The organism is Streptomyces sp. NPDC004266, from assembly GCF_042874095.1.
Classification (GTDB): domain Bacteria; phylum Actinomycetota; class Actinomycetes; order Streptomycetales; family Streptomycetaceae; genus Streptomyces.
On sequence record NZ_JBIAMM010000006.1, the window covers coordinates 397,470 to 422,907 of the forward strand.

Genomic DNA, 25,438 nt, shown 5'->3' on the forward strand with positions numbered 1-25,438 from the left:
CCTTGCGGGCGCACGCACCGGGCCCCGCTCCCTGATCCGGCCTGATCCGAAAGACAGGCCCTAGACGGCGTCCGCGAGCAGCAGGGAGTGGATGCGGTCCGGGGCGCCGGGGCGGGCGTAGTACCAGCCCTGGGCCGTGTCGCAGCCGAGGTCCCTGAGCTGCCGCGCCTGGGCCCCCGTCTCCACGCCCTCGACGGTGACGGCGAGTTCCAGGCTGTGGGCGAGCGAGACGATCCCCTCGACGATCTTGAGGTCGACCGGGTCCACCGGGTGCTGCTGCATCCCCCGGGTGAAGGAGCGGTCGAGCTTCAGGACGCTCACCGGCAGCCGCCGCAGATTGGCGAGGTTCGAGTAGCCGGTGCCGAAGTCGTCGAGCGCGATGTCCACGCCCATCTCGGCGAGCTGCCGCAGCGGCTTCAGCAGGTCCTCGTCGGCGCCGATGAGGGCGGACTCGGTGACCTCCAGGCAGAGCGCGCCCGGTTCGAGGCCGGAGCGCTCCAGGACGTCGACGGTGTCGGCGACCAGGCGCGGGTGGTGGAGCTGGGTCGGGGAGAGGTTGACGTTGATGCGCAGCGGGCCGCCGTCGGAGTGCCGGGTCTTCCAGAAGCGGGCCTGGCGCACGGCCTCCTGGAGGACCCAGCGGCCGAGCGGCACGATGAGGCCGGTGTCCTCGGCGAGCGGGATGAACTGGTCGGGGCCGAGCACCCCGTGCTGCGGGTGGCACCACCGGACGAGGGCCTCCGCGCCGTGCACGCTGCCGTCGTCGAGGTGGACGAGCGGCTGGTACTCGATGAAGAACTCGCCGCGTTCCAGGGCGGTCGGCAGGGCGGTGGTGAGCCCGTGCCGGGTGATGGCGCGGGCGTCGGCCTCCGGGTCGGCGACCTCGAAGCGGTTGCCGCCCGCCGACTTGGCCCGGTACATGGTGATGTCGGCGCTGCGGAGCACCTCGGCCGGGGTCCGCTCCCCCGCCGGGCCCTCGACGACGCCGAGGCTGCCGCGGACGGTGAGTTCGCGGCCGTCGATGCTGAGGGGGGTGGCGAGGGCGGCGAGGATGCGGTCGGCGAGTTCGGTGACGTCCCGTCGGCCGTCGGCGCCGGTGGTGAGGGCGACGAACTCGTCGCCGCCGAGCCGGGCGACCATCTCGCCCGCGCCGGTGACGCAGCTCTGCAGCCGGTCGGCGACCTCGACGAGCAGCCGGTCGCCGATGGAGTGGCCGAGGCTGTCGTTGATGACCTTGAAGCCGTCGAGGTCGAGGTAGCAGAGGCCGAAGCGGGCGTTCTCGCCGGGGGCGAGCGCCTTCTCCAGGCGCTCGAAGAACAGGGTCCGGTTGGGCAGTCCGGTGAGCGCGTCGTGGGTGGCCTCGTACCGCAGGCGCAGATGGAGCAGGCGCCGTTCGGTGGTGTCCTCCATGAGGGCCAGCTGGTACTGGGGGTTGCCGTCGGCGTCCCGGAGGAGCGAGACGGTGAGGTTGGTCCAGAGAACCGTTCCGTCACCCCGGTAGTAGGGCTTCTCGACGCGGTAGTGCTCGCGCTCGCCGCGGACCAGCTCCTCGTACAGCTTCCAGACGTGCGGCCCGTCCTCCGGGTGGACCCACTCGCTGACGTTCCGGCTGCGCAAGGGCCCCTCCATCCCGCCGAACATGCGGGTGAGGGTCTCGTTGACCTCCAGGACGTTGCCGTCGAGGTCGGCGATGCCGATGCCGATCGCCGCCCCGTCGAAGACCGCGCGGAAGCGGCTCTCGGTGGCGTGCAGGGCGATCTCGGCGGCGCTGCGGGCGACGAGCGCGGAGCGGGCGATGGCCTCCTGCTCGGTGAGGGTCCGCTCGCGCAGGGCGCCCGCGTAGCCGGCGGCCATGGCGTGCTGGAGCCGGGCGCAGCGGGCGCGGAGTTCCTCGGCGGGGAGGTCCGACTCCGTACCGCAGTAGAGCACCAGGTACGAGTCGACGACGCCGAGGCTGCGGCCGAGCGCGTCCGGGTCGGTGCAGTGGGCGGCGACGAGGGCCGCGCCGGTGCGCTGGGCCGGTGCCGTGTCGAAGGGCCGGGCGTGCAGGGCGTCGCACAGGGTGCGGGCCAGCGGCAGCAGGTGCCCCTCGAACTCGGCGCGGGTCAGCGAGGTGGCGGTCACGGGGAAGATCGCCCGGCTCCAGATGGTGACGAACCGCCTGAGTCTGTCCTCCGGGCCGTCGGCTTCGGCGACGGCGCCGGACGGCTGCGACGGGACCTTCACGCCTTGCGCCCCACCCCTGCGAACCCGGAGAAGGCGTACGGATCCTCCTCCTCGGCCGGGCTGTCCGGCCGCCAGAGCGGCATGGGGACGAGTCCGGGCTCGACCAGTTCGGTGCCTTCGAAGAAGCGGGTGATCTCGTCGCTCGACCGCATCACCAGGGGGTTGCGGATGTCGCGGTAGACCCCGACGGTGCCGCCGACCTCCTCCTCGGGGAGCGGGATGCCCTCGTACGAGGCGTGGGTGAGGAGGAGGAGGCTGCCGGGGGCGAGGGCGTCGACCAGTTCGGCGACCGCCTCGTAGGGCTGGTCCTCGGCCTCCAGGAAGTGCAGGACGGCGACGAGGAGCAGGGCCACGGGCCGGTCCAGGTCGAGGAGTCGGGTCACCTCGGGGCTGTGGAGGATGTCGGCGGGCTTGCGCAGGTCGGCGGCGACGACGGCCGCCCTGTCGTCGTCCCCCAGGACGGCGCGGCTGTGGGCCACGGCGACGGGGTCGTGGTCGACGTAGACGACCCGGGCGGCGGGGTCGGCGGCGCGGGCGACCTCGTGCACGTTGCCGAAGGTGGGTATGCCGGAGCCGATGTCGAGGAACTGGGTGACGTCGTTGTCAACGGCGTGGCGGACGGCGCGCCGCATGAAGGCGCGGTTCGCCTGCATGACCTTGGGCAGGCCAGGCATGAACTCCATGGCCTTGCGCGCCGCTTCCCGGTCCACTTCGAAATTGTGCGAGCCGCCCAGATAGAAGTCGTACATACGGGACACGCTCGGTACCGAGATGTCGATACCGGGCGGGGCCCAGGCGGGACGCTCCATCGATGTCTCCAACAAGTCGCCATGGGGGATACGGCCATGTGTTCGCGGCCGGTGTTCGAGGTGAGGCTACTGATCGCCCGCCGGGAGAGCGAGTAGAAACGGAAATTCGCGGTCCGTTCTTGGTCACACGCCATTGGCACGTGCTCCTGGAACGCAGACTTCACGCCTTCAGGCTGTGCACATTCACGTGCATATGATCGTGCGTCGGTTCCCGGGAGGCCGCCGACCGCGCCCGGCGGGGCCCCAGGCCCCTTCCGTACCTCGGCTGTTGCCGTTCTCGGGGCCCGGTCGCCGGTGCAGGATGCCCTGTTGACCGGGCCGGCCGACAGGGCGACAACCGGACAGTTCTCCGTCGGAAGGCCTGAACGATCCGTGTCGGCCACCCGCCCGCAATCATCACGACCGCCAATACCGGGCATTGCGCCGGATCCGTCCCCGACACCCGGCGAAACGTCAAGCCCTCACATCCGGAGATCCCCTCCATCTGGCGAATCCCGCGCGATTCCGCCCCGGCGCGCCTCTCGTGTGATCAAGCTCGACGGCGTGTCTCTGTACGGATCACTCCTCGCGCGGCCGCTGGCGGCCCTCGGTCTCGTGTGGCTGCTCACCACACCGGTACCCGCCTCCGCCGACGCCTGCGCCTACGCCTCGACCGACTCGGGCGGTTCGCAGATCGCGGTGGCGGTCGCCGGTGGCGGCCACCACGACGTCGACGACCGGGGGAACGGCGGCGGAAAGGGCCACGGGAAGGGCAAGGGCCACGAGCACCACGGCAACGGCAAGGGGAAGGGGCACGGGCACCACCACCACCCGACGCCCTGCGATCCCGAGCCGCCCCCGCCGTGCCCGTCGCCCACGCCCGAGCCGACGCCTCCGCCCTCCCCGACGCCGACGCCCGAGCCCCCGCGGCCCTCCCCGACCCCGAAGCCGACGCCGAAACCCGAGCCGCCCCCGCCGCCCGCGCCGAAGCCGGCTCCGCCCCGGCCGGTGCCGAAGCCGCCGGCCACCAGGCCCGCGCCCCGCCCGGAGCCGCCGTCCCCCGCGCCTCCGGCCACCAGGCCGCCGGAGCCCGCGGCCGCGCCCCCGCCGGCCCCGGCCCCGCCGCCCGCCGTGCGGCCCCGGCCGCCGTCCCCCTCCCCCGTGGCGCTTCCGCACTACCGCCCGGCGACGCACACCAAGCAGAAGGGGGGCACCTCCGTCGTCACCGCGACGCTGATGATCACCGCCCCGGCCGTCCTCGCGACGGCGATCCTCCGCCCCCGGTCCAAGTGACCCGCCGTCCCCCTCACCCGTCGACCCTCTGAATCCCGCCGGAGGAACCATGTCCGAATGGCTTGTTCTCTCTCTCGCGATGGCCGCAGCCTGCGCCGTCGTGCTCACCATCGTCGTCATCAACAACCGCCGGATCCCCGAGGACGACGACCCCAGCGAGACCCCGGACGTCATCGAGTACATGACGATGATGATCGGCGTGATCTACGCGATCGTCCTCGGCCTGGCCATCGCCGGCGTCTGGGAGGCCCGGGGGGCCGCCCAGGAGACCGTGCGTCAGGAGGCCCAGGCGATGCACGAGATCTCGGCGCGCGCCGAGGTGTACCCGCCGGAGGTCCGGTCCCGGATCCGCGCCGACGTCGACGCGTACGTCTCGTACGTGGTCCACGACGAGTGGAAGCACATGGCCGAGAAGGGCGAACTCAGCGACGAGGGCACCGCGCTCCTGGAGCGGGTGCGGCGCAGCGTCACCGACTACCAGCCGGCCAACGACTTCGAGGGGCAGGCGTACCAGCCGCTGGTGGACCAGGTGACCCTCGCCGACGACGCCCGGGGCGCGCGCGGGCAGAACGCGGGGGCGACGATGCCGGGGGTGGTCTGGTTCGGCCTGATCATCGGGGCCCTGGTGACGGTCGGCCTGATCTTCACGCTGCAGATCCGCAGGACCGGCCGGGAGCTGCTGCTCGCCGGGCTCTTCAGCGTGCTGATCGCCTTCCTGCTGTTCCTCATCTGGGACTTCGACGCGCCGTTCGGCCGGGGCATCTCGGCCACCGCCGCGCCGTTCATCGATCTGTTCCCGCAGATCAGCCGCTGAGCCGGCCCCCGCGGATGGGCCACACGGGGGACATCGGTGCCCCATTCGCACCTCTGGGATCGCGGCTGTGGTAGTGCGCTCCTAGCGTGTCGGGCATCGAGGTGCACCGTCCTTCGCGGGAACCCCCTCCCGCGGCTGCCCCTCGGGACCCGGAGGATTCACCATGCGCGCGATACGTGCCGCAACCACTGCCCTGTTGGGAGCGGCCGCCCTCGCCCTGGCCGCCCCCGCCGCCCTCGCGGCGGACGGGGCGCCCGCCACCGGCCCACGGGTGGCCAGGGCCAAGGCACCGGGCGATTTCGTCGTGTCGCCCTCGATCGTCGCCCCGGGCGGGCGGCTGACGCTGAGCGCCCCCGGTTGCGCCAGTACGGCGACGGCCACGGCCGGCATCTTCAACACCGCGACCATCGCACCGGGGGCGACGGTGACCGCCACCGTCGACGCCGACGCCAAGCGCGGCGCCGTGTACACGGTGCTGTTCAACTGCACGGGCGGCGTGCAGGACACCGTCGCCCTGACGATCAGCGGCGCCCCCACCGCCACCCCGACCATCAGCGCCACGATCCTCACGCCCCCGCGCGGGGTACGGGGCGGTCTCGGCGGCTCGATGGCCCCCAGCACCGCCGAACTGGCGGCCGGCGGCGCCCTGGTGCTGGTCGCGGCCTGCGGCACCGCCTACGTGGTCCGTCGCCGTCGCTCCGGCGCCGGCCGCCGTCACTGACCGGGCCTTCGCGGCCGCGTGGGGGGGCGTCCTGCCGATCGCCCCCGGGTCCCGGCAGGGACCCGGGGGCAGCGGGCACGGCGGGCCGACCGGGAGGTTCGGCCGGTCAGACTCCCGCGCCGGTCAGGCGTCGGCGGCGGGCGATGAAGAGCCCTCCGCCGAGCGCGGCCGCGGCGACGAGGCTGCCGCCGACGGCCATCTCGGTGGAGCTGGGGGCCAGAGAGCCGCCGAGACCGCCGGCTGCGCCCTGGCCGGCGATGACCCGGAACGGCTGGGTGAGCGTACGGCCGCCGCACTGGACGGCCAGGTTGTACTGGCCGGGCGTGGCGTTGTCGAAGATGCGGGCCGTGGCGGTGGACACGCCGTTGACGGCGGGGCCGAGCGTGACCGTCGCGAAGGCGTTGGACGTGACCGTGCCACCGGCGCAGCCCCGGACGGTGATCGTGAGGATCCCGCCCTGGTGGACCGCGAAGGGGGACACCGTGACGCCGTTGGAGTTGTCTCCGCCCCGCTCGGCCTGGAAAGGGCTGACGGTGACGCTGCTGGGCCCGTTGGTGGCGGTGGCGAGGGGGGCCGCGAACCCGACCGCCGCGAGCGCGGTGGCGGCCACCGCCAGAGTGCGTGCAGCACGCATGGTTGAACCTCCAGTGGAAGACGCCCCAAAGCGGTGCTCCGGGAGTTTCGACGAGTACGCCTTCCATGACGAACCATCACAAACCGCCGCAAGCCGTGCATGTCGGCACTGGGCCACCCCGGTGAGGCGACACGCCGGGCACGGGACCTGCCGGGCCGAGGGAACCGCAGGTCAACCGTGCCCGGGAGGCTTATCTGACGATTACTCGGATGGGTCAGCCGGGCTGTCACCCACCTGCTCCCCACGCCCCTTCCGCCGCCGCGCCCCGCCTCGCGCCCCTCGCCGGGGCCGGGGCACCCGTCCGGCGGCGGGCCCCACCCGTTCGCACCGTCCGGCGCGACGGCCCGCGCGACCGCCCTTACCGTTCTGACGACGCCGAGAAGGGAGAACCATGCCCCCGAAGGACTTCCGCGTCTTCGAGCGCAGGAGACGCCAACCCTGGGGCGTCCTGGCCCTCGCCATGCTGTCCGGACTCGCGATGATGCGCAACGGGGTGGACGTCCCCCTCGGGCCGCCGCAACCCGCCGCGGCGGCCCGGCCGGTGGCGCGTCCGGTCGTCCCGCCGCCCGCCGCGAGCGCCGGTCTGGAGCCGCTGCCCTACGCCCCGGCGTCCCGGGTCAAGATCCCGGCGATCCAGGTGGCGGCTCCCATCATGGACGTGGGCCTGGACGAGCAGGGCTGGGTGGCGGCCCCTCCCCCGGAGGACCCCAACCTCGCCGGCTGGTACCAGAACGGCATCGCCCCCGGCATGCGCGGCACCTCCGTCCTCGTGGGCCACGTCGACAACACGAAGGGCCCGGCGGTCTTCTACGGCCTGGGCTCCCTCCGGAAGGGCCAGCACATCGAGGTCGAGCGGTACGACGGACGGGTGGCGGTCTTCGAGATCTACGGCGTCGAGGTGTACGCCAAGGACAACTTCCCCGGCGTGCAGGTCTACGCCGACACCGGCGAACCGGAGCTGCGGGTGATCACCTGCGGCGGGGGCTACACGCGGGCGCGCGGCTACGACGGGAACGTCGTGGTCTTCGCGCGCATGGTGGGCTCGCGCTGACCGGGACGCGGGTCCCGCGCAGGGCGGAGGGCCCCGGCACCCGAGGGCGCCGGGGCCCTTCCCCGTCCCGGGGCGGTCAGCGCCGGGGGACGGTGATGCGGTAGCCGGCGTCGAGGAGTTCGGGCAGGTAGCGGCGGAGCGCGGCCACGCTCTGGGAGCGGTTGCCGCCGGCGTCGTGGGAGAGGACGACGACGCCGGGCGCGGCGCCGTCGAGGACGCGGCGGACGATGGTGCCGGTGCCCGGTTCCGTCCAGTCCAGGGTGTCGACGGTCCAGGCGAGCGGCTCCATGCCGAGCTCGGCGCCGATCTCGAAGGAGAGCCGGTTCCAGGCGCCGTAGGGCGCCCGGTACCAGAGCGGGGCCGCGCCCAGGGCCTTCTCGATGACCTCGCTGGTGGAGCCCAGCTCGGCGCGGATCCGGGAGGGCCGCAGTTTCGGGATGAGCGGGTGGGACCAGGAGTGGTTGCCGACGACGTGGCCGTCCTCGGCCATCTCCCGCAGCAGGTCCTGGTTGTCCACGGCCATCTCGCCGCAGACGAAGAACATCGCCCGGCAGTCGTAGTGGCGCAGGGTCTCCAGGATGCCGGGGGTGTAGCGGGGGTCGGGGCCGTCGTCGAAGGTCAGCACCATCGAGCGGCCGACCCCGGACATGCTGAGGAAGGGCCGCTGCCGCACCGGCGGCGACGCGCGCCGGAAGGCCGGGGGCGCGTAGGAGGTCATGGGCTGGAGCCGGTACGCGGTGGGGCTCAGCCGGGCGGAGTGCGTCCGGGGTCCCGCGGCCGGGCCCGCGAGCCCCGCGCCGGAAGCGCCCCGGGGCGTGGAGGCGGCGTCGGCGGTCGGGGCGGGCGTGGCGAACCGGTCCGCCGCGAGGGCTCCGACGGTGACGGTGGCCCCGAGGGCGGCGGCGAGCCGCAGCACCGCCCGGCGCCCACTGGGCATCTGATCCTTTTTCATGACCAATGGTTCGTACGGACGAGGGTCCGGGCGGCTCAACGACACCGGCCACCCGCTCGAAAACACCCGATGAGCCGATAACCTCCAAGGGTGAGCGCACAGCAGCCCGACCGGTTCGAACGCGGCACCGACGGCCCGAAAGTGATCATGGCGGGGGTCGACGGCTCCGCCTCCTCCCTGCGCGCCGCGGCGTACGCGGCCGGACTCGCCCGGCGCCAGAACGCCCTGCTCGCCCTCGTGTACGTACAGCCGGTGGTCCCGGCGGGCACGGCGCTCGGCGCGCCCGTGGCCGGGACCACCGAGGAGATCGCCGAGGACCTCGTCGCGGAGATCCGCGCTTCGGCGGAGAGGGTCAAGGACCTCTGGCGGATCCGGTGGGAGTTCCGCACCTTCCGGGGCGACGCCTACGCGGGCCTGGTCCAGGCGGCCGAGGAGATGACGGCGGACGCCGTGGTGGTGGGCGCCTCGGAGTCGGCGGGCCACCGCTTCGTCGGCTCGGTCGCCGTCCGCCTGGTGAAGGCGGGACGCTGGCCGGTCACGGTCGTCCCCTGACCGGCCGTACGCGCTACCTCCCCATCACCAGCCCGTCCTGGGCGGCTCCCCGGCCGAGGACCACCTGCCGGATGGTGTCGCGGATCTCCTCCTGGCGCGCGTCCAGGCCCTCCGCCGCGCCGAGGTTCACCACGCGGCCGCGCGCGGTGTCGAACCACTGGGGGATGAACTCGGCCCTGGTGACCTCCCAGCGCCCGCCGGCGGTCCTGGGCGGGGCGAAGGTGAAGCGGCCGATGCTGCTCTGGTTGCCGCGCGGGTCGTAGGCACCCTCGTGGTTGATCATGTCGCCGGAGATCTGGTCGCCCATCCCGTAGACGATCCAGGTCCCGTTGACCTTCTCGAAACTCTGGGGCACATGGGCGTGTGTACCGATGACGAGGTCCACGTCCGGGCGTCCGCCGCTCCGCGAGGCGGTCAGCGCCCGGCCGAGGGAGAGCTGCCGCTCGTCGGGTTCGGTCTGCCACTCGGTGCCCCAGTGGACGCTGACCACCACCACGTCGGCGCCGGCCGCGCGGGCGGCGCGGGCGTCGGCGATCACCTTCTCCCCGTCGAGCAGCCGCACGGCCCAGGGCTGCCCCTCGGGCATCGGGTAGCCGTTGGTGTCGTAGGTGTAGGCGAGCTGGGCGACCGTGGCGCCGCCGGCCTTGAGCAGGGTGGGCCGCGCCGCCTCCTCGGCCGTACGGGCGGAGCCGGCGTGCCGGACGCCGGCCCTGTCGAGCGCGTCGAGGGTGCGGCGGAGGCCCGCCGCCCCGTCGTCGAGGGTGTGGTTGGAGGCGGTGGAGCAGGAGTCGTAGCCGGTGGCCCTGAGCGCGGCGGCGATCTCGGGCGGCGACTTGAAGGCGGGGTAGCCGGTGTAGGGCCCGCCCTCCACTCCGTACACGGTCTCCATGTGGCAGATGGCCAGGTCGGCGCGGGAGACGACGGGCTTGGCCCCGGAGAGCATGGGGCCGAAGTCGTAGCCGGATCCGTCCGCGTCCTCGGAGGCCCGCCGGATGATCGAGTCGTGCGGGAGGACGTCTCCGGAGGCGACGAGGGTGAAGCCGACGGGCGCGGAGGCCCCGCCGGGCGCGGCGGACGGGGTGGCGGGGCTTCCGGTGCCGGTCCGGCCGGCCGGGTCGCCCGGGGTGGGGCCGCCGCCCCCGGCGCAGCCGGTCGCCGCCGCGAGCAGGAGCGCGGCGAGCGCCGCCACCCCCGCGGGTCTGGTGCGTGAGGTCATGTACGGCGCTCCACCCGACTCATGCGATGAACATCTGTTCTGACGAATTGACCCTTCGGGAAAGCCGCAGTCAAGGGTCAAGGCCGCACGGGGTCATGAACCGCACCGAAACGGACGCAACGGCTCCGTCCGACCGTTCGCCGTGCCATTCGCCGCTCGGTGCGACCGTTCGTCGCAGAGCGATGTCCGTTCCCTGTCCCCCGCCGTCCGGATGCGCTCGTATACGCCCCGGACGACGAGCCGCGGGAGAGGCGGGCAGAGCATGACGACGTCGACGGCGACGACCGACGAGCGGACCCTGGAGGAGCTGCAGCGGGACCACGGTCCGGCACTGCTCACCTTCCTGCTCGGCCTGACCCACGGGGACCGGCAGCGGGCCGAGGACCTCGCGCAGGAGACCCTGGTACGGGCCTGGCTCCACCCCGAGGCCTTCGACGGCCCCTACACCTCGATGCGCCCCTGGCTCTTCACCGTGGCCCGCCGCCTCGCCATCGACGCCCGCCGCTCACGCCTCGCCCGGCCCGCCGAGATCGGCGACGGCGTCCTGGCGGTGACGCCCGACCCCGCCGACGCCACCGCCTCGGCCGAGGCCGCGCTCGACGTGCGCGCGGCGGTGCGGGAGCTGAGCCCCGAGCACCGTGCGGTGCTGGTCCGGCTCTACTTCCACGGCCTCACCGTCAACGAGGCCGCCGTCGAGCTCGGCATCCCCGCCGGGACCGTCAAGTCCCGCTCGCACTACGCCCTGCGGCAGCTCGGCCGCTCCCTGCCCGGCTACCGGCCGCGCCGCGCGGCCGTTGCCCGGGCCCGTGCCGGGGCCCCACAATGACGCCGTGACGCTGACACTCGCCGCCGCCGAAAAGGTCCTCGCCGACAACTTCGCCCCCTGGGTGCTCGATCTGGGGCTCACCGTCGAGTCCGTCGACTCGGCCGACGGCCACGGGGCCGTGCTCCGGCTCCCCTGGTCGGACCGGCTCGCCCGGGAGGGCGGCGGGCTCTCCGGCCAGGCCCTGATGGCCGCCGCCGACACCGCGACGGTCATCGCGGTCGCCGCGGCCCGGGGCGGCTTCGTGCCGATGACCACCGTCCAGCAGTCCATCAGCTTCCAGCGCGCGGTGATCGGCGCCGACGTCCTCGTGCGGGCCCGGCTCACCAAGGCGGGCAAGCGGATGGCCTTCGCCGACATCACCATGACGGCCGAGGGCACGGAGGAGACCGCGGCCCACGCGACCGCCGTCTACGCGCTCCTGGGCTGAGCCGGCCCGGACTCCCCCGCCCCACGCGCCACCCTCGACCCGCCCGGCACCAAGAATCCCACCCGCACCGATCCGGCCGGGAAACGTATCCGAAACCACACGGGCGAGTTGAGCAAAGCGGGACCCGCGGGCGCCCTTCACGGAGGAGGCTCTCCCCCGGGACCCCTGACGTCCGGGGCCCTCATGTCCGGGAGAAGGTGGGAGCGTTGCTGCCCGAGAGCACGAACGGCGCCGGCGGCACGAGCGGCGGCGGCCTCGCCGTCCCGATGGCCTGGCTGTGCGCCGAGTACCTGGCCGACGAGGTATTGCGGGCCGCCGCGCTCGTGGCCCCCGGCTCACTGGAGTACCGGGCCGGCCTCCAGGCGCTGACCCTCACCGTCCACCTCGCCGGGGAACCGGACGGACCGGCCGGCGCGTGGGCCGGCCGCCGGGTCGACGAGTGGCTGCGGCACACCGCGTACGACCGGCCCTGGCCGCCCTGGGTCGAGGAGCGGCTCGCCGCGCGGCAGGCGGCCGACGGCGACGGCCCCGACCTTGCGCTCGCGCGGACCGCCTGGGCCCGGCTGCGGGACACCTGGATCCGCGCCGCCGACCTCGACGGCCGCGTCGACCCCGAGAGCCCGGTCGACGAGGCCGAGCAGATCTGGCTCCCGGCCTGGAAGCTGGGCCTCCCGCTCGCCCACCTGTCGCTGCACCTGCGCTGACGTCCACCCGCTACGGCGCGGAAGGGTGCACTCCCGGGCGGTACTTGGGGATCCGCACCGTCACCTTCATCCCGGCGCCGACGCCGGTCTCGATGACGAGGCCGTGCTCCGCCCCGTACACCTGGCGCAGCCGCTCGTCCACGTTGGACAGGCCGATGCCGGAGCCCGCCGGGTGCTCCCCGCGCAGGACGGCGCGCAGCAGCTCGGGGTCCATGCCGATGCCGTCGTCCTCGACCGTCACCACCGCCTCGGCGCCCGCGTCCCGGGCGGCGATCGTGACGCGGCAGCCCCGTTCCCGGTCCTGGAGGCCGTGCTTGACCGCGTTCTCCACGAGCGGCTGGAGGCAGAGGAACGGCAGGGTCACCGGCAGCACCTCGGGGGCGATCTGCAGCGTCACCTTCAGCCGGTCCCCGAAGCGGGCCCCCGCCAGGGCCAGGTACTGCTCGATGGAGCGCAGTTCGTCGGCGAGCTGGGCGAACTCGCCGTGCCGGCGGAAGGAGTAGCGGGTGAAGTCGGCGAACTCCAGGAGGAGTTCCCGGGCCCGCTCGGGGTCGGTGCGGACGAACGAGGCGATGGCCGCGAGGGAGTTGAAGATGAAGTGCGGGGAGATCTGGGCGCGCAGGGCGCGGATCTCGGCCTCCACGATCCGGGTGCGCGAGCGGTCGAGTTCGGCCAGCTCCAGCTGGACGGAGACCCAGCGGGCCAGCTCGGTCGCGGCCCGCACGAGGACGGCCGACTCCCGCGAACCGTAGGCGACGAGCGCGCCGAGGACGCCGTCCTCCCCGGTGAGCGGGGCGATCACCGCCCAGCGCAGCGGGCACGCCGGGTCGTCGCAGCCGCTGTGGGCGGAGCGGCTGCGACCGGTCGCCAGGGTCGCGGCGGCCTGCTCGGGGACGTGCGCCCGGTGGTGTTCCTCGCCCGGTCCGTCCCAGGCGAGGACCGCGTCCCGGTCGGTGAGGCAGAGCGCCTCGGTGCCGAGCAGCGAGCGGAGCGTGCGGGCCGCCTTGCGGGCGGTCTCCTCGGTGAGTCCGGCGCGCAGCGGGGGCGCGGCGAGCGAGGCGGTGTGCAGGGTGTGGAAGGTGGCCCGTTCGACGGGTGTGCCGAGGTCGGCGTCGGCGGCGCGCCCGCCGCGCCGGGCGGCGAACCGGCCGAGCACGAAGCCCGCGGCGAGCAGCACGGCCCCCGCGGCGGCCGCGGCGGCGAGGGCGATCCCGCTCATCGGCGTGCCTCCTGGACGGGTACGGCCCCGGTGATCTCCTCCGGGAGGTGGAGCCGGGCGAGGATGGCGGGGGTGCCGGGCGGGATGCGGCGGGGAGTGGCGAGCGAGACGAGCACCATCGTCAGGAAGCCCAGGGGGACCGACCAGACGGCCGGCCAGGCCATCAGGGTGTGCGGCCAGCCCTCGGGAGCGAGTCCGGCCCGGGTCGCCATCACGGCCGCGAGGGCGGAGCCGCCGCCGAGCAGGAGCCCTGCCACGGCGCCGGGCGGGGTGAGGCGCCGCCACCAGATCCCGAGGACGAGCAGCGGGCAGAAGGAGGAGGCGGAGACGGCGAAGGCGAGGCCGACGGCGTCGGCGACCGGCACCTTGGAGGCGACCACGCCGACGGCGAGCGGGACGGCGGTGGCGAGCAGGGTCGCGAGGCGGAAGTGCCGTACGCCCCGGGAGGACGACCGGGAGGGCAGCACGTCCTGGGTGAGGACCCCGGCGACCGACATGGTGAGTCCGGAGGCGGTGGAGAGGAAGGCGGCGAAGGCGCCGGCCGCGAGGAGCGCCCCGAGGAGGTCGCCGAGGAGTCCGCCGAGGATCCGGTCGGGCAGGACGAGGACGGCGGCGTCGGCGGAGCCGGTCAGGGCGAGTTCGGGGGCGTAGATCCGGCCGAGGGCTCCGTACAGGCCCGGCAGCAGGTAGAAGGTGCCGACGAGGCCGAGCACGACGAGGGTGGTGCGGCGGGCGGCGCGGCCGTGCGGACTGGTGTAGAAGCGGACGGCGACGTGCGGCAGGCCCATGGTGCCGAGGAAGGTGGCGAGGATCAGTCCGTACGTGGCGTACAGCTGGTGTCCGTCGCGGCCCCCGGCGAGCGGCTGGGACCAGCCGAGGGGGTCGGAGCCGCCGGCGGCCCGGTCGGGCAGGGGCGCCCCCGGAGCGAAGGCGAGCGAGGTGCCGCCGAGGACGTGGTGGGTGCCGGGGGCGAGGGTGAGGGTCCGGCCGGTGTACGCGACGGAGTCGACGCTGCCGGTGACGGTGACCGTGAGCGGGGCGTCGAGCCCGATCCGTACGGTGTCGGCGACCTGGACGACGGTGTGGTCGCGGAGCACGGCGGGGGCGTCGAAGCGGGCGCGGGGCGCCCCGTCCCCGTACCAGGCGGCGAGCAGGAAGAGGGCGGGGACGAGGAGGGCGGTGAGCTTGAGCCAGTACTGGAAGGCCTGGACGAAGGTGATGCTGCGCATGCCGCCCGCGGCGACCGTGCCGGTGACGACGAGGGCGACGAGCAGTCCGCCGACCCAGTCGGGGGCGCCGGTGAGGATCTCCAGCGTGAGCCCCGCGCCCTGGAGCTGCGGGAGCAGGTACAGCCAGCCGATGCCGACGACGAAGAGGCTGGCGAGCCGCCGGGCCTGCGGGGACTCGAGGCGGGCCTCGGCGAAGTCGGAGAGGGTGTACGCCCCGGAGCGGCGCAGCGGGGCGGCGACGAGGACGAGCAGGACGAGGTATCCGGCGGTGTAGCCGACCGGGTACCAGAGCATGGCGGGGCCCTGGACGAGGACGAGTCCGGCGATGCCGAGGAAGGAGGCGGCGGAGAGGTACTCGCCGCTGATGGCGGCGGCGTTGAGGGCCGGCCGGACGGTTCGCGAGGCGACGTAGAAGTCGGAGGTGGTGCGGGAGATCCGCAGGCCGAGGGCGCCGATGAGGACGGTGGCGAGGACGACGGCGGTGACGGCGACGACCGCGTGGGTCTGGTTCATGCGGGTCGGTTCACCGTTCGGCGGAGCCGGTCTCCACCAGACCGGTGAAGTCGCGTTCGTTGCGCTCGGCCCGGCGGACGTACCAGTGGGCGACGGCCCAGACGACCGGGTACACCCCGAAGCCGAGGGCGGTCCAGACGAGCGCCTCGGGGGCGGGCAGCGCGAGCAGCAGCGGCAGCGAGCCGACGAGCAGGGCGAGGGCGCCGAGGGCGGTGAGGGCGGCGCGGAGCTGGCTGCGCATCAGGGAGCGCACGTAGGTGTGGCCGAGGGTGGTCTGCTCGTCGATCTCGGAGCGGGCGGGCGGGTGCGGGGTCCGGGGACGCGGGCGCGGCGGGGGCACGGGCCGGTCGCCCAGGGCCGAGGCGTAGGTGACGGTCTCGCGCCGGGGCCGGCGCGCGGCTTGGTGCTCGGACATCGGTGTCCGCTCCCTCACGGTCGGACGGGCCCGTGGAGTGTAAGCGGAAGGGCTCCCGGGCCGGTAGGGGTCAGCCGCCCGCGCGGCGCGTCAGGAGATCCCGCAGGTGGCGGGCGTGCCGGCGGGAGACGGCGAGGTCGGTGGCGCCGAGCCGCACGGAGGTGGCGCCGCCGTCGACACGGAGTTCGGTGATCCGGCCGACGGCCACGAGGTGGCTGCGGTGGATGCGGACGAACCCCCGGTCGGCCCACCGCTCTTCGAGGGTGGAGAGGGGGATGCGGACGAGGTGGCTGCCCTGGTCGGTGTGGAGACGGGCGTAGTCGCCGTGCGCCTCGACGTACGCGATGTCCTCGACGGCGACGAAGCGGGTGACACCGCCGAGCTCCACGGGTACCTGCTCGGGGGCGGGAGGGGCGGACGCGGGGGCGGGGGCGGCGTGCACCAGTCCGTGGACGCGCCGGACGGCCTCGGCGAGCCGCTCGCGGCGGACCGGCTTGAGGACGTAGTCGACCGCCTGGAGGTCGAAGGCCTGGAGCGCGAAGCCCTCGTGGGCGGTGACGAAGACGACGAGCGGCGGCCGGGCGAAGCCGGCGAGCAGCCGGGCGACGTCGAGACCGGTGAGGCCGGGCATGTGGATGTCGAGGAAGACGACGTCGATGCCGTCGTCGCCGTCGGGCCCGGAGTCCAGGGCGCGCCCGATCCTCCGCAGCGCGGCGGCCGCGTCCCCCGCTCCCTCGGCGGTCCGCACCCGGGGGTCGGCTCGCAGCAGGTAGAGCAGCTCGCCGAGGGCGGGCTCCTCGTCGTCGACGGCCAGTACGCGCAGCATGCGCGGGAGTTTATTCGAGGAGCCCGGACGGGCGGCGGCCGGCGAGGATCTCCCCGCCGGGCCGGCAGGCGGGGCGGGAGGCGGGGTTCGCCCGCCGGGCCTCCGGTGGTGAGGTCCGGGAACCTCCCGTGCCGGCCGACCGCGGCGACCTCGGCGGGCGGGCACGGGTCCGCCCTGGCGCACGGGGGCCGGGCGGGGTTCCGGACGGGCTTCCGAGCCGGGTTCCGGGCGGGGTTCCAGAGGGGCTTCCGGACGGGCTCCCGGGCGGCGTTTCGGACGGGCTTCCGAGCGGGCTTATGGTGTGCGACGTGCGTGTACTGCTCGTCGAGGACGACGAAGACCTCCGGTTCGGGGTGGCCGCCGCTCTGCGCGCCGCCGGCCTCGCCGTCGACGAGGCCGCCGATCTGCCCCGGGCCGACGAGGCGTTGTTCGTCACGGCGTACGACTGCGCGGTCTTCGACCGGATGCTGCCCTCCGGGGACGCCGCCGTCTTCGTCGACGGGCTGCGGCGCGCCGGCCGCGACGTGCCCGTGCTGTTCCTGACCGCGCGCGACACCGTGGCGGACCGGGTGGAGGGCTTCGCGAGCGGTGGGGACGACTACCTCGTCAAGCCCTTCGCCGTGCCCGAACTGGTCGCCCGGGTCCGCAGCCTGTGCCGCCGGGCCGCGGTCGTGCGCCCCCCGGTGCACCGCGTCGGCGACCTGGAGATCGACACCGCGCGTCGGCACGTCCGCCGGGCCGGGGTGCTGCTGACGCTCACGGGACGGGAATTCGCGGTCCTGGAGGTCCTCGCGGCGCGCTCCGACCAGACGGTCTCCCGCGCCGAGCTGATCGAGAGCTGCTGGGACGAGATGGCCGAACCCCGGTCGAACGTCCTCGAGGTGCTCGTCTCCCAGCTCCGCCGCAAGCTCGGGGACCCGCCGGTGGTCCACACCGTGCGCGGGGTCGGCTACCGGCTCGCGCCGTCCGACGGCGTGCGATGAGGCTCCCGGGATTCCGCACGGCACGGACACCGACGCCGACGGCCCGGGTGCTGCGGCTGCGCCGGCGGATCAGCCTGCTGTTCGCGCTGACCAGTGCCATGGGGCTGATCGCGATGGCGGTGCTCGCCGTGCGCAGCGACAGCGGCCGCTGGCGGGAGCAGCTCGACCACACGATGGACGCGGACACCAGCTGGGCCCTCGGTCTCCTGGAGACCGACGAGGAGGGACGGCTCGTCCTGGACGTCCTGGCGGACTCGGTGGACACCGCGTGCCCGCCGCTGACGGTGCTCCTCGTGGACGGGGGCGGCCGGGGCGCGCTGACGGTCGAGCACGCGCCGGCGAAGCCGTGTCTGACGGTGAGCCGGGCCGTGGTCCTGGAGGCGGGCCGTGCGGCGGTGCGGGCCGACGGCGTCCGGGCCTTCGACGGGCGCACGACGGACGGCGGGCCGGTGCGCGTGTTCGCCCAGCCCTTCTACGCGCCGGAGGCCGCGGACGGCGAGGGCCCGCAGGGCGTGCTCGTGACCGTGGCCGACGCGACCGCCCAGCGGGACGACCACCGGCGGCTGGTGTGGCTGGTGACGGGCGGCTGCGCGGTGCTCGTCCTGCTCTCGGCGGCCGTCGGGCACGTCCTGTCGGGACGGGCGGTCCGTCCCGCGCTCGCCGCGCTCGACCGGCAGGAGGCGTTCCTCGCGGACGCCGCGCACGATCTGCGGACCCCGGCCGCCTCGCTGCGCACGCTCGCCGAGACGGCGCTGCGCGGCGAGACGGACGGCTCGGACGTGCACCGGCGCACGCTGCGCCTGGCGGAGGGGATGGGCCGACTCGTCGACGGGCTCCTCACCCGGGCCCGCCTCATGTCCGGTACGGCCACGGTCGCGCGCCAGCCGCTGCGTCTCGACCAGCTCGTGGAGGCGGTCGCCGAGGAGGCCGCCGAGGGTCGCGCCGGGGGCCACCGCGTCCGGGTCGAGGCCGAGGACGCCGTCGTGGTCGCCGATCCCGACCTGGTCCGCCGGGCCGTCGGCAACCTGCTGGACAACGCGCTCGCGCACGGCCACGCCCCGGGCGTCCCGGCGGACGTGCTGATCACGGTGGGCCGGGACGGCACGCTGACGGTCGAGGACGCGGGCCCCGGGCTGCCTCCGGAGGTCGCGGGGGCCCTGTTCGAGCGGTTCCGCAGCGGATCCGGGTCCACCGGCCTGGGGCTGTCCATCGCCGCCTGGGTCGCCCACGCGCACGGCGGCACGCTCACGGCGGGACGGGGCGAACACGGCGGGGCCCGGTTCGTCCTGCGCCTGCCGGTCTCGGGCTGACCCGCGCTCGGGGCGGTCCGGGTCCCTTCAGCAAAACCTCAGCATCGGTGCGTGATCCTTCCCCGGACCGATCGTCCTGGGGAGTTCCTCGTGTTCCGCACCGCCGCCCGCCGCCGGGCCCTCGCCCTCGCCCTCGCCGTCCTCGGCACCACGTCCCTGGCCGCCTGCACGGCCGGGCCCGGCAGGGACGGGGGCCGGCCGGGGTCCTCGGCCGCCGCCGACCCGGCCGCCCGCCCCGACCTGCGGCGCTTCTACGGCCAGAAGCTCGACTGGCGGCCCTGCGGCGACTTCCGGTGCGCGACGCTCACCGTCCCGAGGGACTACGACCGTCCCGGCGACGGCAAGACCTTCGCCCTGCCGGTGGCGAAGGCGGCGACCGCGGTCCCCGGCAAGCGCCTCGGCTCGCTCGTCCTGAACCCCGGCGGCCCGGGCGAGCCCGGCGTACGGCTCCTGAAGGACGGCGTGGCCGACGACATCGGCAAGGGCGTGCGCGAGCGGTTCGACATCGTGTCCTTCGACCCGCGCGGCGTCGGCGGGAGCAGGCCCGCCCTGACCTGCCTCACCGGGGACCGGGCGGACGGGGAGTCCCCGGCCTCCGGGGCGGGCGGGGTGCCGCTCCACCCCCGCACGGACGCCGAGCGCGCCGACGCCCTCGCGGACGCGCGGGCGACGGCCGCCGCCTGCCGGAAGGCGAGCGGCCCGCTGCTGCCGCACGTCGGGACGGACGACGCGGCCCGGGACATGGACGTCCTGAGGGCCGCGCTGGGCGAGCGGAGGCTGACGTACGTCGGCTGGTCGTACGGGACGAGCCTGGGCACCTCGTACGCCGAGCAGTTCCCGCGCCGCGTACGGGCGATGGTGCTGGACGGGGCGGTCGACCCGTCCCTGGACTGGCGGCAGCGCGTGCTGGGCCAGTCGACCGGCTTCCGGGACGCGGTCGAGGAGTACGCCGACTCCTGCGCCGACGTGGTCGGCGAGGCCTGTCCCGGCGGGACGCCCGGGGAGATACGCGCGCTGGTGGAGCGGCTGCTCGACCGGACGCAGCACGAGCCGCTGCCGGTGGAGGGCTCCGAGGAGGGGCTCGACGCGACGGGCCTGGTCTCCGCGCTCAGCCTCTCCATGTACACACCGGAGGCGCAGTGGGAGGGCCTGTCCGAGGCGCTGCGCGCGGCGGACGGCGGGGACGGCACGAAGCTGGCGGCCCTGGCGGCGGGCGACGAGGAAGCCGAGGGCGGGGCCGACGGGGAGTCCGGGGCGGCCACCTCCGGCGAACCGGCGGAGGACGGATCGGCGGAGGACGGATCGGCAGAGCACGGATCCACGGACGGCGGATCCACGGGCGCCGAACCCTCGGACGGCGGACCGGCGGACGGCGGACCGGCGGACGGCGGACCGGCGGAGGACGGACCGGCGGAGGACGGACCGGCGGAGGACGGACCCTCGGACAGTGGAGCCTCGGGCGTGCCCGAGGACAACGGCGACGCGGCCCTGATCGCGGTCAACTGCCTGGACGTCCCCCACCCGCGCGACGCGCAGGCGTACTGGGACGCGCTGGCCCCCGCCGACGAGGCCGCGGGCGTCTACGGCACGTCCGGTGTGACGAGCGAACTGGTCTGCAAGGACTGGCCGGCCGGTACCCGGCGGCCGCACCGGGTGCACGCACCGGGCGTCCCGCCGGTCCTCGTCGTGGGCACGGCGGGCGACCCCGCGACGCCCTACGGCGAGGCGGTGAGCCTGGCGCGCCAGTTCCCCGGCGGCATGCTGCTGTCCTTCGAGGCGCCCGGCCACACGGGGTACGGCCGCAACGCCTGCGTCGACGAGAAGGTCGAGAAGTACCTGGTCTCCCTCACGAAGGTCCGGCCTGGCACGACGTGCGCGCCGTAGCGTCCGCCGGATCCAGCAGGTCGAGTTCGGCGGTGAGCGCGGCGGCCAGGGCGTCGAGGTCGGGGACGGCCGCGCCGTCGGCGACGAGGCCGATGTGGACCTGGCCGCCGTACGGGGACATGGCGACGGCGAGGGACTGGCCGCGGGCGAGCGGGGCCATCGGGAAGAGCGCGCGCAGCGGGGCGCCGCCGAGGGAGAGCGCGGAGCGGGGCAGCGGCACCTGGGTGACGAGGAGGTCGAAGAGGAGCCGGGCGGCGCCGGCGGCGAGGGGGGCTCCGAAGCGGTGGGCGAGCGGGTGCAGTTGGTCGGCGAGGAGGGCGACGGCCCCCGCTCCCCGGAAGGGTCCGGCGGCCTTGTTGCGGTCCATGGCGTGACGGACGGCGACGAGCCGGGCGGCCGGGTCGGGTTCGGTGACCGGCAGGTCGAGGAGGTATCCGGAGAGGCTGTTGCCGGGGCCGGCCGGGGCGCCGGGGCGGCGCCGGGAGACCGGGACGAGGGCCCTCGGGGCGGCGGCGGGGAGGGGCAGGCCTCGTCCGTCGAACCAGCGGCGCAGGGCTCCGGCGACGACGGCGAGGAGGACGTCGTTGGCGGTGCCGCCGGTGGTGCGGCGGATCCGGTGGACGCGGTCGAGGGGCAGGGTGGCGGTGGCGATCCGGCGGGTGCCGCTGGAGTCGGCGGCGAGCGGGGCGGCCGGCTGTCCGTCGAGGCGGCCGGCGCGGGCGACCGAGGAGCCGACGACGGAGGCGCCGACCTCGACGGCCCGGCCGAGGTCGCCGAGGCGGTCGCGGGCGATGCCGAGGAGGCGGCCCGGGCCGGGGAGCCAGGAGCGCGGGGGGACGGGGCGGGCGCGGCGGGCCGGGCGCCGGCCCGCCGCGATCTCGTCGAAGATCCCGGCGCCGATGGCGACGGCCCGCATGCCGTCGGCGAGGGCGTGGTGGAGTTTGACGAGGACGGCGAAGGAGCCGTCGGGGGCCCCGCTGAGCAGGTACATCTCCCAGGGCGGCAGGCCGCGGGCGACGGGTCTTTCCATGAGTTCGGCGGCGAGCCGGGTGGCCTCGGCGGTGAAGTCGGCGCCGGGGAGGGCGATCTCCCGGACGTGCCGGCGCACGTCGAAGTCGGGGTCGGCGCTCCAGGCGGCGCCGCCGACGGGGAACAGGACGTCGCGGACGCGCATTCGGAGCCGGGGGACGGCGGCGGCCCGCCGGGCGAGCAGTTCCAGGACGTCGGGGGGCTCCTGCCCGGCGACGGCGGGCGGGGGGCCGAAGTGGGCGAGGGCCCCGAGGTGCAGGGGGTGCTCGGTGGATTCCAGGTGCCAGAAGGCCAGGTCCAGGGGTGCCAGTAGCTCGCTGCTCAAGGTGTCCTCTTGTCCTGCGAAGTCCTGCGATGTCCTGTTGTCCTGCAAGGTCCTGCAAGGCGCCGGGAAGTCCCGCGCCGTCGAGGTCTGAGGGAGGCCGGCGACGTCCCGCGTCCGCGCGCGCGATGCGGCGGGTGGGCGAAGTCAATCGCACACCGTCAGTTACGGTCAAGTACGATCATTTCACGCTCAGTTAACAAGTTCAACGCTCCACGGTGAATTCGCACCACACGCACTTGCCACCGCCCCGCGGCTCCACGCCCCACGCGTCCGAGAGCCGGTCGACCAGGAGCAGTCCCCGGCCGGACACCCCCGCCTCCCCCGCCTCGCGGCGGCGGGGCAGCGCGCTGGAGCGGTCCTCCACCTCCACCCGCAGTCGCCGCGGGGGCCCGGTCAGGATCCGCAGCGTCACGATCGCCCCGCCGTCGGTGTGCATCAGGGCGTTGGTCATCAGCTCGTCGGCGACCAGTTCGATCTCGTCCGCGCGCTCCCCCGCGCCCCAGGCCCGGACGGCCGCCCGGATCATGTGCCGGGCCGAGCTCAGCGCCTCCGGGTCGTTCTGGGCCACGTGCTGCTGGAAGCGGCCCGTGCCCTGCGGGTGGTACGTGCCGTGGCGGCGCAGCAGCAGGATCGCGACGTCGTCCTCGCCGCCCCGGTCGGCGACGACGTCGCAGAGGTGGTCGGCGAGCCGCTGGAGGTCGGCGGGGCCGCGCCGGACGAGCGAGGAGAGCCACTGCAGGCCCTCGTCGAGGTCGGCCCCGGGCTTCTCCACGAGCCCGTCGGTGTAGAGCATCAGCGTCCGGCCGGGGTCCAGCTCCAGGGTGGTGACCGGATAGTCGAGCCGGCCGAACTCCGCGGAGAGCCCGAGCGGCAGCCCGCCGTCGACCGGGAGTCTGCGGCAGCCGCCGTCGATCTCCCGGATCAGCGGGTCGACGTGGCCGGCGCGCACCACCTGGACGACCCCGGTGGCGAGGTCGACCTCCGCGTAGGTGCAGGTGGCGAAGCGTTCGGTGTCGAGCTCGTGGAGGAAGACCGAGGCGCGGGCCATCACCGTGGCCGGGGGATGGCCCTCGGCGGCGTAGGCGCGCAGCACGATCCGCAGCTGGCCCATGACGGCCGCCGCGTGGGTGTCGTGGCCCTGCACGTCGCCGATGACGCAGCCGACCCGGCCGCCGGGCAGCGCGATGATGTCGTACCAGTCACCGCCGACGTCCCGCCCGAGGCGGGCGGAGCGGTAGCGGACCGCCGTCTGGGCGCCGGGCACCTCGGGGATCCGGCGCGGCAGCATCGCCTGCTGGAGCCCTTCGGCGAGGTCGTGCTCCTGCTCGTAGAGCATGGCCCGCTGGAGGCTCTGGGCGATGCTGCTGCCGAGGGCGACGAGCAGGGTCCGCTCGTCCTCGCTGAAACCGCTCCTGTCGCTGTAGAGCAGGCCGAGCGCGCCGATGGGCCGGGCCTGGGCGATGAGCGGCAGATAGGCGGCGGCGGTGATGCCGAGCCCGCTGATGTGCGGCCAGAGCACCGGGAAGGACTCGGCGAAGTCCCGGGCCGAGTCGATGAACCGGGGGCGCAGGGTCCGGATGACCTCGCTCATCGGGTACGGCTCGTCCACCCGGGTGAAGCGGGTGCCCGGCACGAAGGCCCCGGTGGGCCCTTCGGCGACGAGGTGGATGCGCCCGCCTTCGAGGAGGCCCATGACGAGACTGGCCGCGCCGAAGTGTTCGAGCGCGTGGGAGTCGTTGAGCAGGTCGACGACGTCCTGCACGGTCCGGGCGTAGGCGAGGGCCGCCGTGGTGCCCTCGACGACGCCGGCGCGCCTCCGGCGCCCCTCGTCGAGGCCGAGCCGGGCGGCGGACTCGGTGAGTTCGTGGGTGGCGTCGCGCAGGACGCCGACGATGCGGACGGGCCGGCCGGTGTCGTCGCGGTGGACGAGGCCCTGGGTGTGGGTCCACTGGTGGCTGCCGTCCCGGCGGCGGATGCGGAAGTACGCGCCGTACTCCTCGCTGCCGTCCTTGAGCGCCTGGGCCACGAGGGTGTCGAGCAGGCGGCCCTCGTCCGGCAGCACCCGGGGGCTCAGGCTCTCGGGCCTGCCGTCGTACTCCTCGCGGTCCATGTCGAAGACGTCGAGGGCGGCGTCGTCCATGGCCATGGTCCCGGTGAGCAGGTCCCAGTCGAAGCCCCCCATGCGGAAGGCGGAGCCGTAGTCGGCGAGGATCCGGGCCTTGGGCGCCCACTCGTCCGGGGCACGGCCCGGCCGTGCGATCGGCTCGCCGCCCCCGCTGACCGCGTTCATGGGGCCACGCTAGGCGCAGCACCGCCGGTGCGCACCAGGAAGATCCCTTTCACCCCTGGAAGGTCTCCGGCTGGTCGGGCACCGGACCGGCCGGGAAGAGCTCCTCGGGCGGTGCCGTCCCGTCCGGGGCGGTGGGCGGCTCGGAGGGGGCCGGCCCGAACGGGTCGGGGTAGGGCTCGGCGTACGGGTCGGGGTAGGGCTCCGTGTACGGGTCGGGGGCCGGCGGCGTCGGGGCCGTCGGATCGGTGCCCGTGCCCCCGGTGCCGGACGGGTCGGGGCCGTCGGGCAGCGGGGCGGTGGAGTCCGGGGAGGCCGGGTCCGGGGAGGTGGGGCGGCCGGGGGTGTCCGGGTCGGCCGTGCCGGGGTCGGTGAGGGCGCAGGTGTCGGGGTCGCAGGCCGGTTCCACGGCGGGCTTCTTGTCCTGGTCCCCGTCGCTGCCGGTCCGCCGCTCGATCCAGGTGCGGTCGGTGGTGTTCACGATGACCAGGCTGGTGACGACGGAGGAGGCGGGCCGGACGGTGACCACGCGGTCGGGGTCGAAGGCGCCCCACGGGGCGCCCCGGTGGATGCCGCTCGTGTCGGCGGCGGGGCTGCGGAGCGGGTTGCCGCAGGCGCAGCGGACGCGCGGGGCCCCGTACTGGTCGACGAGGACCGCCGTACCGGTCTGCAGCACGGCCTGGAAGGCGTTGGCGCGGCCCTCGCGGTAGCCGTGGTCGGTGACGCGGGTGTCGGTGCGCAGGGCGACCGGGGTGAGGCCGCGGAGCCAGTCGGCGACCCCGGTCTCGGGGATGCCGGCGGCCTCGGCGAAGGCGTGCGCCTTGGCGCCGTCCGCGGTGAGGAGGGCGACCTGCCGTTCGACGTCGCAGCTGCCGATCGCGCGCGTGCCGCCGTAGAGGCCGGGGGTGGAGCCGGTGACCTCGCGGACCTGCGGGCCGCCGTCGCCGGGCTGCCGGTCGGGGGCGGCGGGCGGTGCGGTGTTCCGGACGGTGGAGGCGGTGAAGGGGTCGGGCCCATGGGATCCGAGCGGCTGGAGGAGGACGTCCTGGGCGGGGGCCGGGGCCGGTTCGCCGCCGGCGCCCTCCCAGGCGGAGGAGCAGCCCGTGAGCAGCAGCGCCGAGACGAGGCCCGCGGCCGCGGGGCGGGTCCGCCGCGTCCGGCGGAGGGATGAGCGCACCTTGTTCTCCCGTCCTTCTCTCTCCACCGGGCCCGGC

At 75.0% G+C, this 25,438-nt stretch carries 23 protein-coding genes; 11 read left to right on the top strand and 12 right to left on the bottom strand.

Annotated features, from left to right (window positions below):
- Window positions 1-60 precede the first annotated feature (60 nt).
- Window positions 61-2,226, bottom strand: coding sequence for a putative bifunctional diguanylate cyclase/phosphodiesterase (locus ACFYUZ_RS17845; protein WP_389310179.1), 2,166 nt, complete (start codon window positions 2,224-2,226; stop codon window positions 61-63).
- Entirely contained in the window at window positions 2,223-3,035 is an 813-nt protein-coding gene (locus tag ACFYUZ_RS17850) for an SAM-dependent methyltransferase (protein ID WP_389310181.1), read from the bottom strand. Before ACFYUZ_RS17850 ends, ACFYUZ_RS17845 begins: the two co-directional genes overlap by 4 nt.
- A 543-nt stretch (window positions 3,036-3,578) precedes the next feature.
- On the opposite strand from ACFYUZ_RS17850, the gene ACFYUZ_RS17855 reads away from it, so the two are divergent.
- The 3 genes from ACFYUZ_RS17855 (at window position 3,579) to ACFYUZ_RS17865 (ending at window position 5,842) form a co-directional block, all read left to right on the top strand.
- Complete coding sequence (locus ACFYUZ_RS17855) at window positions 3,579-4,307, top strand: hypothetical protein (RefSeq protein WP_389310183.1); 729 nt, start codon at window positions 3,579-3,581, stop codon at window positions 4,305-4,307.
- Between the two features lie 49 nt (window positions 4,308-4,356).
- Window positions 4,357-5,121 carry a hypothetical protein gene (locus ACFYUZ_RS17860; protein ID WP_389310185.1) on the top strand — a complete coding sequence of 255 codons (765 nt, stop codon included), beginning with the start codon at window positions 4,357-4,359 and terminating at the stop codon, window positions 5,119-5,121.
- Between the two features lie 163 nt (window positions 5,122-5,284).
- Window positions 5,285-5,842, top strand: a complete 558-nt coding sequence (locus ACFYUZ_RS17865) for a hypothetical protein (protein WP_389310187.1) — start codon at window positions 5,285-5,287, stop codon at window positions 5,840-5,842.
- Between the two features lie 106 nt (window positions 5,843-5,948).
- Here ACFYUZ_RS17865 and ACFYUZ_RS17870 read toward each other — a convergent pair whose 3' ends face one another.
- The gene (locus tag ACFYUZ_RS17870) at window positions 5,949-6,476 is read right to left on the bottom strand and encodes a hypothetical protein (protein WP_389310189.1); all 528 of its coding nucleotides are present in this window, start codon (window positions 6,474-6,476) and stop codon (window positions 5,949-5,951) included.
- A 391-nt stretch (window positions 6,477-6,867) separates the two neighbouring features.
- Here ACFYUZ_RS17870 and ACFYUZ_RS17875 point away from each other — a divergent pair, with 391 nt between their 5' ends.
- Window positions 6,868-7,527, top strand: a complete 660-nt coding sequence (locus ACFYUZ_RS17875) for a class F sortase (RefSeq protein ID WP_389310191.1) — start codon at window positions 6,868-6,870, stop codon at window positions 7,525-7,527.
- A gap of 76 nt (window positions 7,528-7,603) precedes the next feature.
- Here the strand turns inward: ACFYUZ_RS17875 and ACFYUZ_RS17880 are convergent, their stop codons facing one another.
- Window positions 7,604-8,464, bottom strand: a complete 861-nt coding sequence (locus tag ACFYUZ_RS17880; protein WP_389310193.1) for a polysaccharide deacetylase family protein — start codon at window positions 8,462-8,464, stop codon at window positions 7,604-7,606.
- 162 nt (window positions 8,465-8,626) lie between these two features.
- On the opposite strand from ACFYUZ_RS17880, the gene ACFYUZ_RS17885 reads away from it, so the two are divergent.
- Window positions 8,627-9,031, top strand: coding sequence for a universal stress protein (locus tag ACFYUZ_RS17885; RefSeq protein WP_389310304.1), 405 nt, complete (start codon window positions 8,627-8,629; stop codon window positions 9,029-9,031).
- A gap of 13 nt (window positions 9,032-9,044) precedes the next feature.
- Here ACFYUZ_RS17885 and ACFYUZ_RS17890 read toward each other — a convergent pair whose 3' ends face one another.
- Window positions 9,045-10,247, bottom strand: a complete 1,203-nt coding sequence (locus ACFYUZ_RS17890) for a CapA family protein (RefSeq protein ID WP_389310195.1) — start codon at window positions 10,245-10,247, stop codon at window positions 9,045-9,047.
- A 262-nt stretch (window positions 10,248-10,509) separates the two neighbouring features.
- Here ACFYUZ_RS17890 and ACFYUZ_RS17895 point away from each other — a divergent pair, with 262 nt between their 5' ends.
- The 3 genes from ACFYUZ_RS17895 to ACFYUZ_RS17905 all read left to right on the top strand — a co-directional run bounded on the left by ACFYUZ_RS17895 (window position 10,510) and on the right by ACFYUZ_RS17905 (window position 12,204).
- Window positions 10,510-11,073 carry a sigma-70 family RNA polymerase sigma factor gene (locus tag ACFYUZ_RS17895; protein ID WP_389310197.1) on the top strand — a complete coding sequence of 188 codons (564 nt, stop codon included), beginning with the start codon at window positions 10,510-10,512 and terminating at the stop codon, window positions 11,071-11,073.
- Window positions 11,074-11,077: 4 nt separating this feature from the next.
- Complete coding sequence (locus ACFYUZ_RS17900; RefSeq protein WP_389310199.1) at window positions 11,078-11,500, top strand: PaaI family thioesterase; 423 nt, start codon at window positions 11,078-11,080, stop codon at window positions 11,498-11,500.
- 197 nt (window positions 11,501-11,697) lie between these two features.
- Window positions 11,698-12,204 (top strand): hypothetical protein, encoded by a 507-nt coding sequence (locus ACFYUZ_RS17905; protein WP_389310201.1) that lies wholly within the window; start codon window positions 11,698-11,700, stop codon window positions 12,202-12,204.
- A 10-nt stretch (window positions 12,205-12,214) separates the two neighbouring features.
- Here the strand turns inward: ACFYUZ_RS17905 and ACFYUZ_RS17910 are convergent, their stop codons facing one another.
- The 4 genes from ACFYUZ_RS17910 to ACFYUZ_RS17925 form a co-directional block, all read right to left on the bottom strand.
- Window positions 12,215-13,423 carry a histidine kinase gene (locus tag ACFYUZ_RS17910; protein WP_389310203.1) on the bottom strand — a complete coding sequence of 403 codons (1,209 nt, stop codon included), beginning with the start codon at window positions 13,421-13,423 and terminating at the stop codon, window positions 12,215-12,217.
- On the bottom strand, window positions 13,420-15,165 hold the full coding sequence (locus tag ACFYUZ_RS17915; protein ID WP_389310205.1) for a cation acetate symporter: 1,746 nt from the start codon (window positions 15,163-15,165) through the stop codon (window positions 13,420-13,422). The genes ACFYUZ_RS17910 and ACFYUZ_RS17915 overlap by 4 nt, the downstream gene beginning before the upstream one ends.
- Window positions 15,166-15,175: 10 nt before the next feature.
- Entirely contained in the window at window positions 15,176-15,580 is a 405-nt protein-coding gene (locus ACFYUZ_RS17920; RefSeq protein ID WP_389310207.1) for a hypothetical protein, read from the bottom strand.
- A 70-nt stretch (window positions 15,581-15,650) separates the two neighbouring features.
- Window positions 15,651-16,406: a LytR/AlgR family response regulator transcription factor gene (locus tag ACFYUZ_RS17925; protein ID WP_389310209.1), complete on the bottom strand. Its 756-nt coding sequence runs from the start codon at window positions 16,404-16,406 to the stop codon at window positions 15,651-15,653.
- Between the two features lie 308 nt (window positions 16,407-16,714).
- On the opposite strand from ACFYUZ_RS17925, the gene ACFYUZ_RS17930 reads away from it, so the two are divergent.
- From ACFYUZ_RS17930 to ACFYUZ_RS17940, 3 genes are all read left to right on the top strand, one after another.
- Window positions 16,715-17,389 (top strand): response regulator transcription factor, encoded by a 675-nt coding sequence (locus ACFYUZ_RS17930; RefSeq protein WP_389310211.1) that lies wholly within the window; start codon window positions 16,715-16,717, stop codon window positions 17,387-17,389.
- Complete coding sequence (locus ACFYUZ_RS17935) at window positions 17,386-18,699, top strand: sensor histidine kinase (RefSeq protein ID WP_389310213.1); 1,314 nt, start codon at window positions 17,386-17,388, stop codon at window positions 18,697-18,699. The genes ACFYUZ_RS17930 and ACFYUZ_RS17935 overlap by 4 nt, the downstream gene beginning before the upstream one ends.
- A gap of 90 nt (window positions 18,700-18,789) precedes the next feature.
- Window positions 18,790-20,583: an alpha/beta fold hydrolase gene (locus tag ACFYUZ_RS17940; protein ID WP_389310215.1), complete on the top strand. Its 1,794-nt coding sequence runs from the start codon at window positions 18,790-18,792 to the stop codon at window positions 20,581-20,583.
- Here the strand turns inward: ACFYUZ_RS17940 and ACFYUZ_RS17945 are convergent.
- The 3 genes from ACFYUZ_RS17945 to ACFYUZ_RS17955 all read right to left on the bottom strand — a co-directional run bounded on the left by ACFYUZ_RS17945 (window position 20,546) and on the right by ACFYUZ_RS17955 (window position 25,401).
- A complete protein-coding gene (locus ACFYUZ_RS17945) occupies window positions 20,546-21,937 on the bottom strand; it encodes a wax ester/triacylglycerol synthase family O-acyltransferase (protein ID WP_389310217.1) in 1,392 nt (463 codons plus the stop codon). The two genes, ACFYUZ_RS17940 and ACFYUZ_RS17945, sit on opposite strands and share 38 nt — an antisense overlap.
- A gap of 202 nt (window positions 21,938-22,139) precedes the next feature.
- Complete coding sequence (locus ACFYUZ_RS17950; RefSeq protein ID WP_389310306.1) at window positions 22,140-24,119, bottom strand: SpoIIE family protein phosphatase; 1,980 nt, start codon at window positions 24,117-24,119, stop codon at window positions 22,140-22,142.
- Between the two features lie 157 nt (window positions 24,120-24,276).
- Complete coding sequence (locus ACFYUZ_RS17955; RefSeq protein WP_389310219.1) at window positions 24,277-25,401, bottom strand: DUF6777 domain-containing protein; 1,125 nt, start codon at window positions 25,399-25,401, stop codon at window positions 24,277-24,279.
- Between the last annotated feature and the right edge of the window lie 37 nt (window positions 25,402-25,438).

Excerpts from the sequence above, each read along its gene's own strand:
- ACFYUZ_RS17850 (WP_389310181.1), bottom strand. The coding sequence starts at position 3,035 with ATGGAGCGTCCCGCCTGGGCCCCGCCCGGTATCGACATCTCGGTACCG.
- ACFYUZ_RS17860 (WP_389310185.1), top strand. The coding sequence starts at position 4,357 with ATGTCCGAATGGCTTGTTCTCTCTCTCGCGATGGCCGCAGCCTGCGCC.
- ACFYUZ_RS17865 (WP_389310187.1), top strand. The coding sequence starts at position 5,285 with ATGCGCGCGATACGTGCCGCAACCACTGCCCTGTTGGGAGCGGCCGCC.
- ACFYUZ_RS17870 (WP_389310189.1), bottom strand. The coding sequence starts at position 6,476 with ATGCGTGCTGCACGCACTCTGGCGGTGGCCGCCACCGCGCTCGCGGCG.
- ACFYUZ_RS17875 (WP_389310191.1), top strand. The coding sequence starts at position 6,868 with ATGCCCCCGAAGGACTTCCGCGTCTTCGAGCGCAGGAGACGCCAACCC.
- ACFYUZ_RS17880 (WP_389310193.1), bottom strand. The coding sequence starts at position 8,464 with ATGCCCAGTGGGCGCCGGGCGGTGCTGCGGCTCGCCGCCGCCCTCGGG.
- ACFYUZ_RS17885 (WP_389310304.1), top strand. The coding sequence starts at position 8,627 with ATGGCGGGGGTCGACGGCTCCGCCTCCTCCCTGCGCGCCGCGGCGTAC.
- ACFYUZ_RS17890 (WP_389310195.1), bottom strand. The coding sequence starts at position 10,247 with ATGACCTCACGCACCAGACCCGCGGGGGTGGCGGCGCTCGCCGCGCTC.
- ACFYUZ_RS17895 (WP_389310197.1), top strand. The coding sequence starts at position 10,510 with ATGACGACGTCGACGGCGACGACCGACGAGCGGACCCTGGAGGAGCTG.
- ACFYUZ_RS17910 (WP_389310203.1), bottom strand. The coding sequence starts at position 13,423 with ATGAGCGGGATCGCCCTCGCCGCCGCGGCCGCCGCGGGGGCCGTGCTG.
- ACFYUZ_RS17915 (WP_389310205.1), bottom strand. The coding sequence starts at position 15,165 with ATGAACCAGACCCACGCGGTCGTCGCCGTCACCGCCGTCGTCCTCGCC.
- ACFYUZ_RS17920 (WP_389310207.1), bottom strand. The coding sequence starts at position 15,580 with ATGTCCGAGCACCAAGCCGCGCGCCGGCCCCGGCGCGAGACCGTCACC.
- ACFYUZ_RS17925 (WP_389310209.1), bottom strand. The coding sequence starts at position 16,406 with ATGCTGCGCGTACTGGCCGTCGACGACGAGGAGCCCGCCCTCGGCGAG.
- ACFYUZ_RS17935 (WP_389310213.1), top strand. The coding sequence starts at position 17,386 with ATGAGGCTCCCGGGATTCCGCACGGCACGGACACCGACGCCGACGGCC.
- ACFYUZ_RS17950 (WP_389310306.1), bottom strand. The coding sequence starts at position 24,119 with ATGGGGGGCTTCGACTGGGACCTGCTCACCGGGACCATGGCCATGGAC.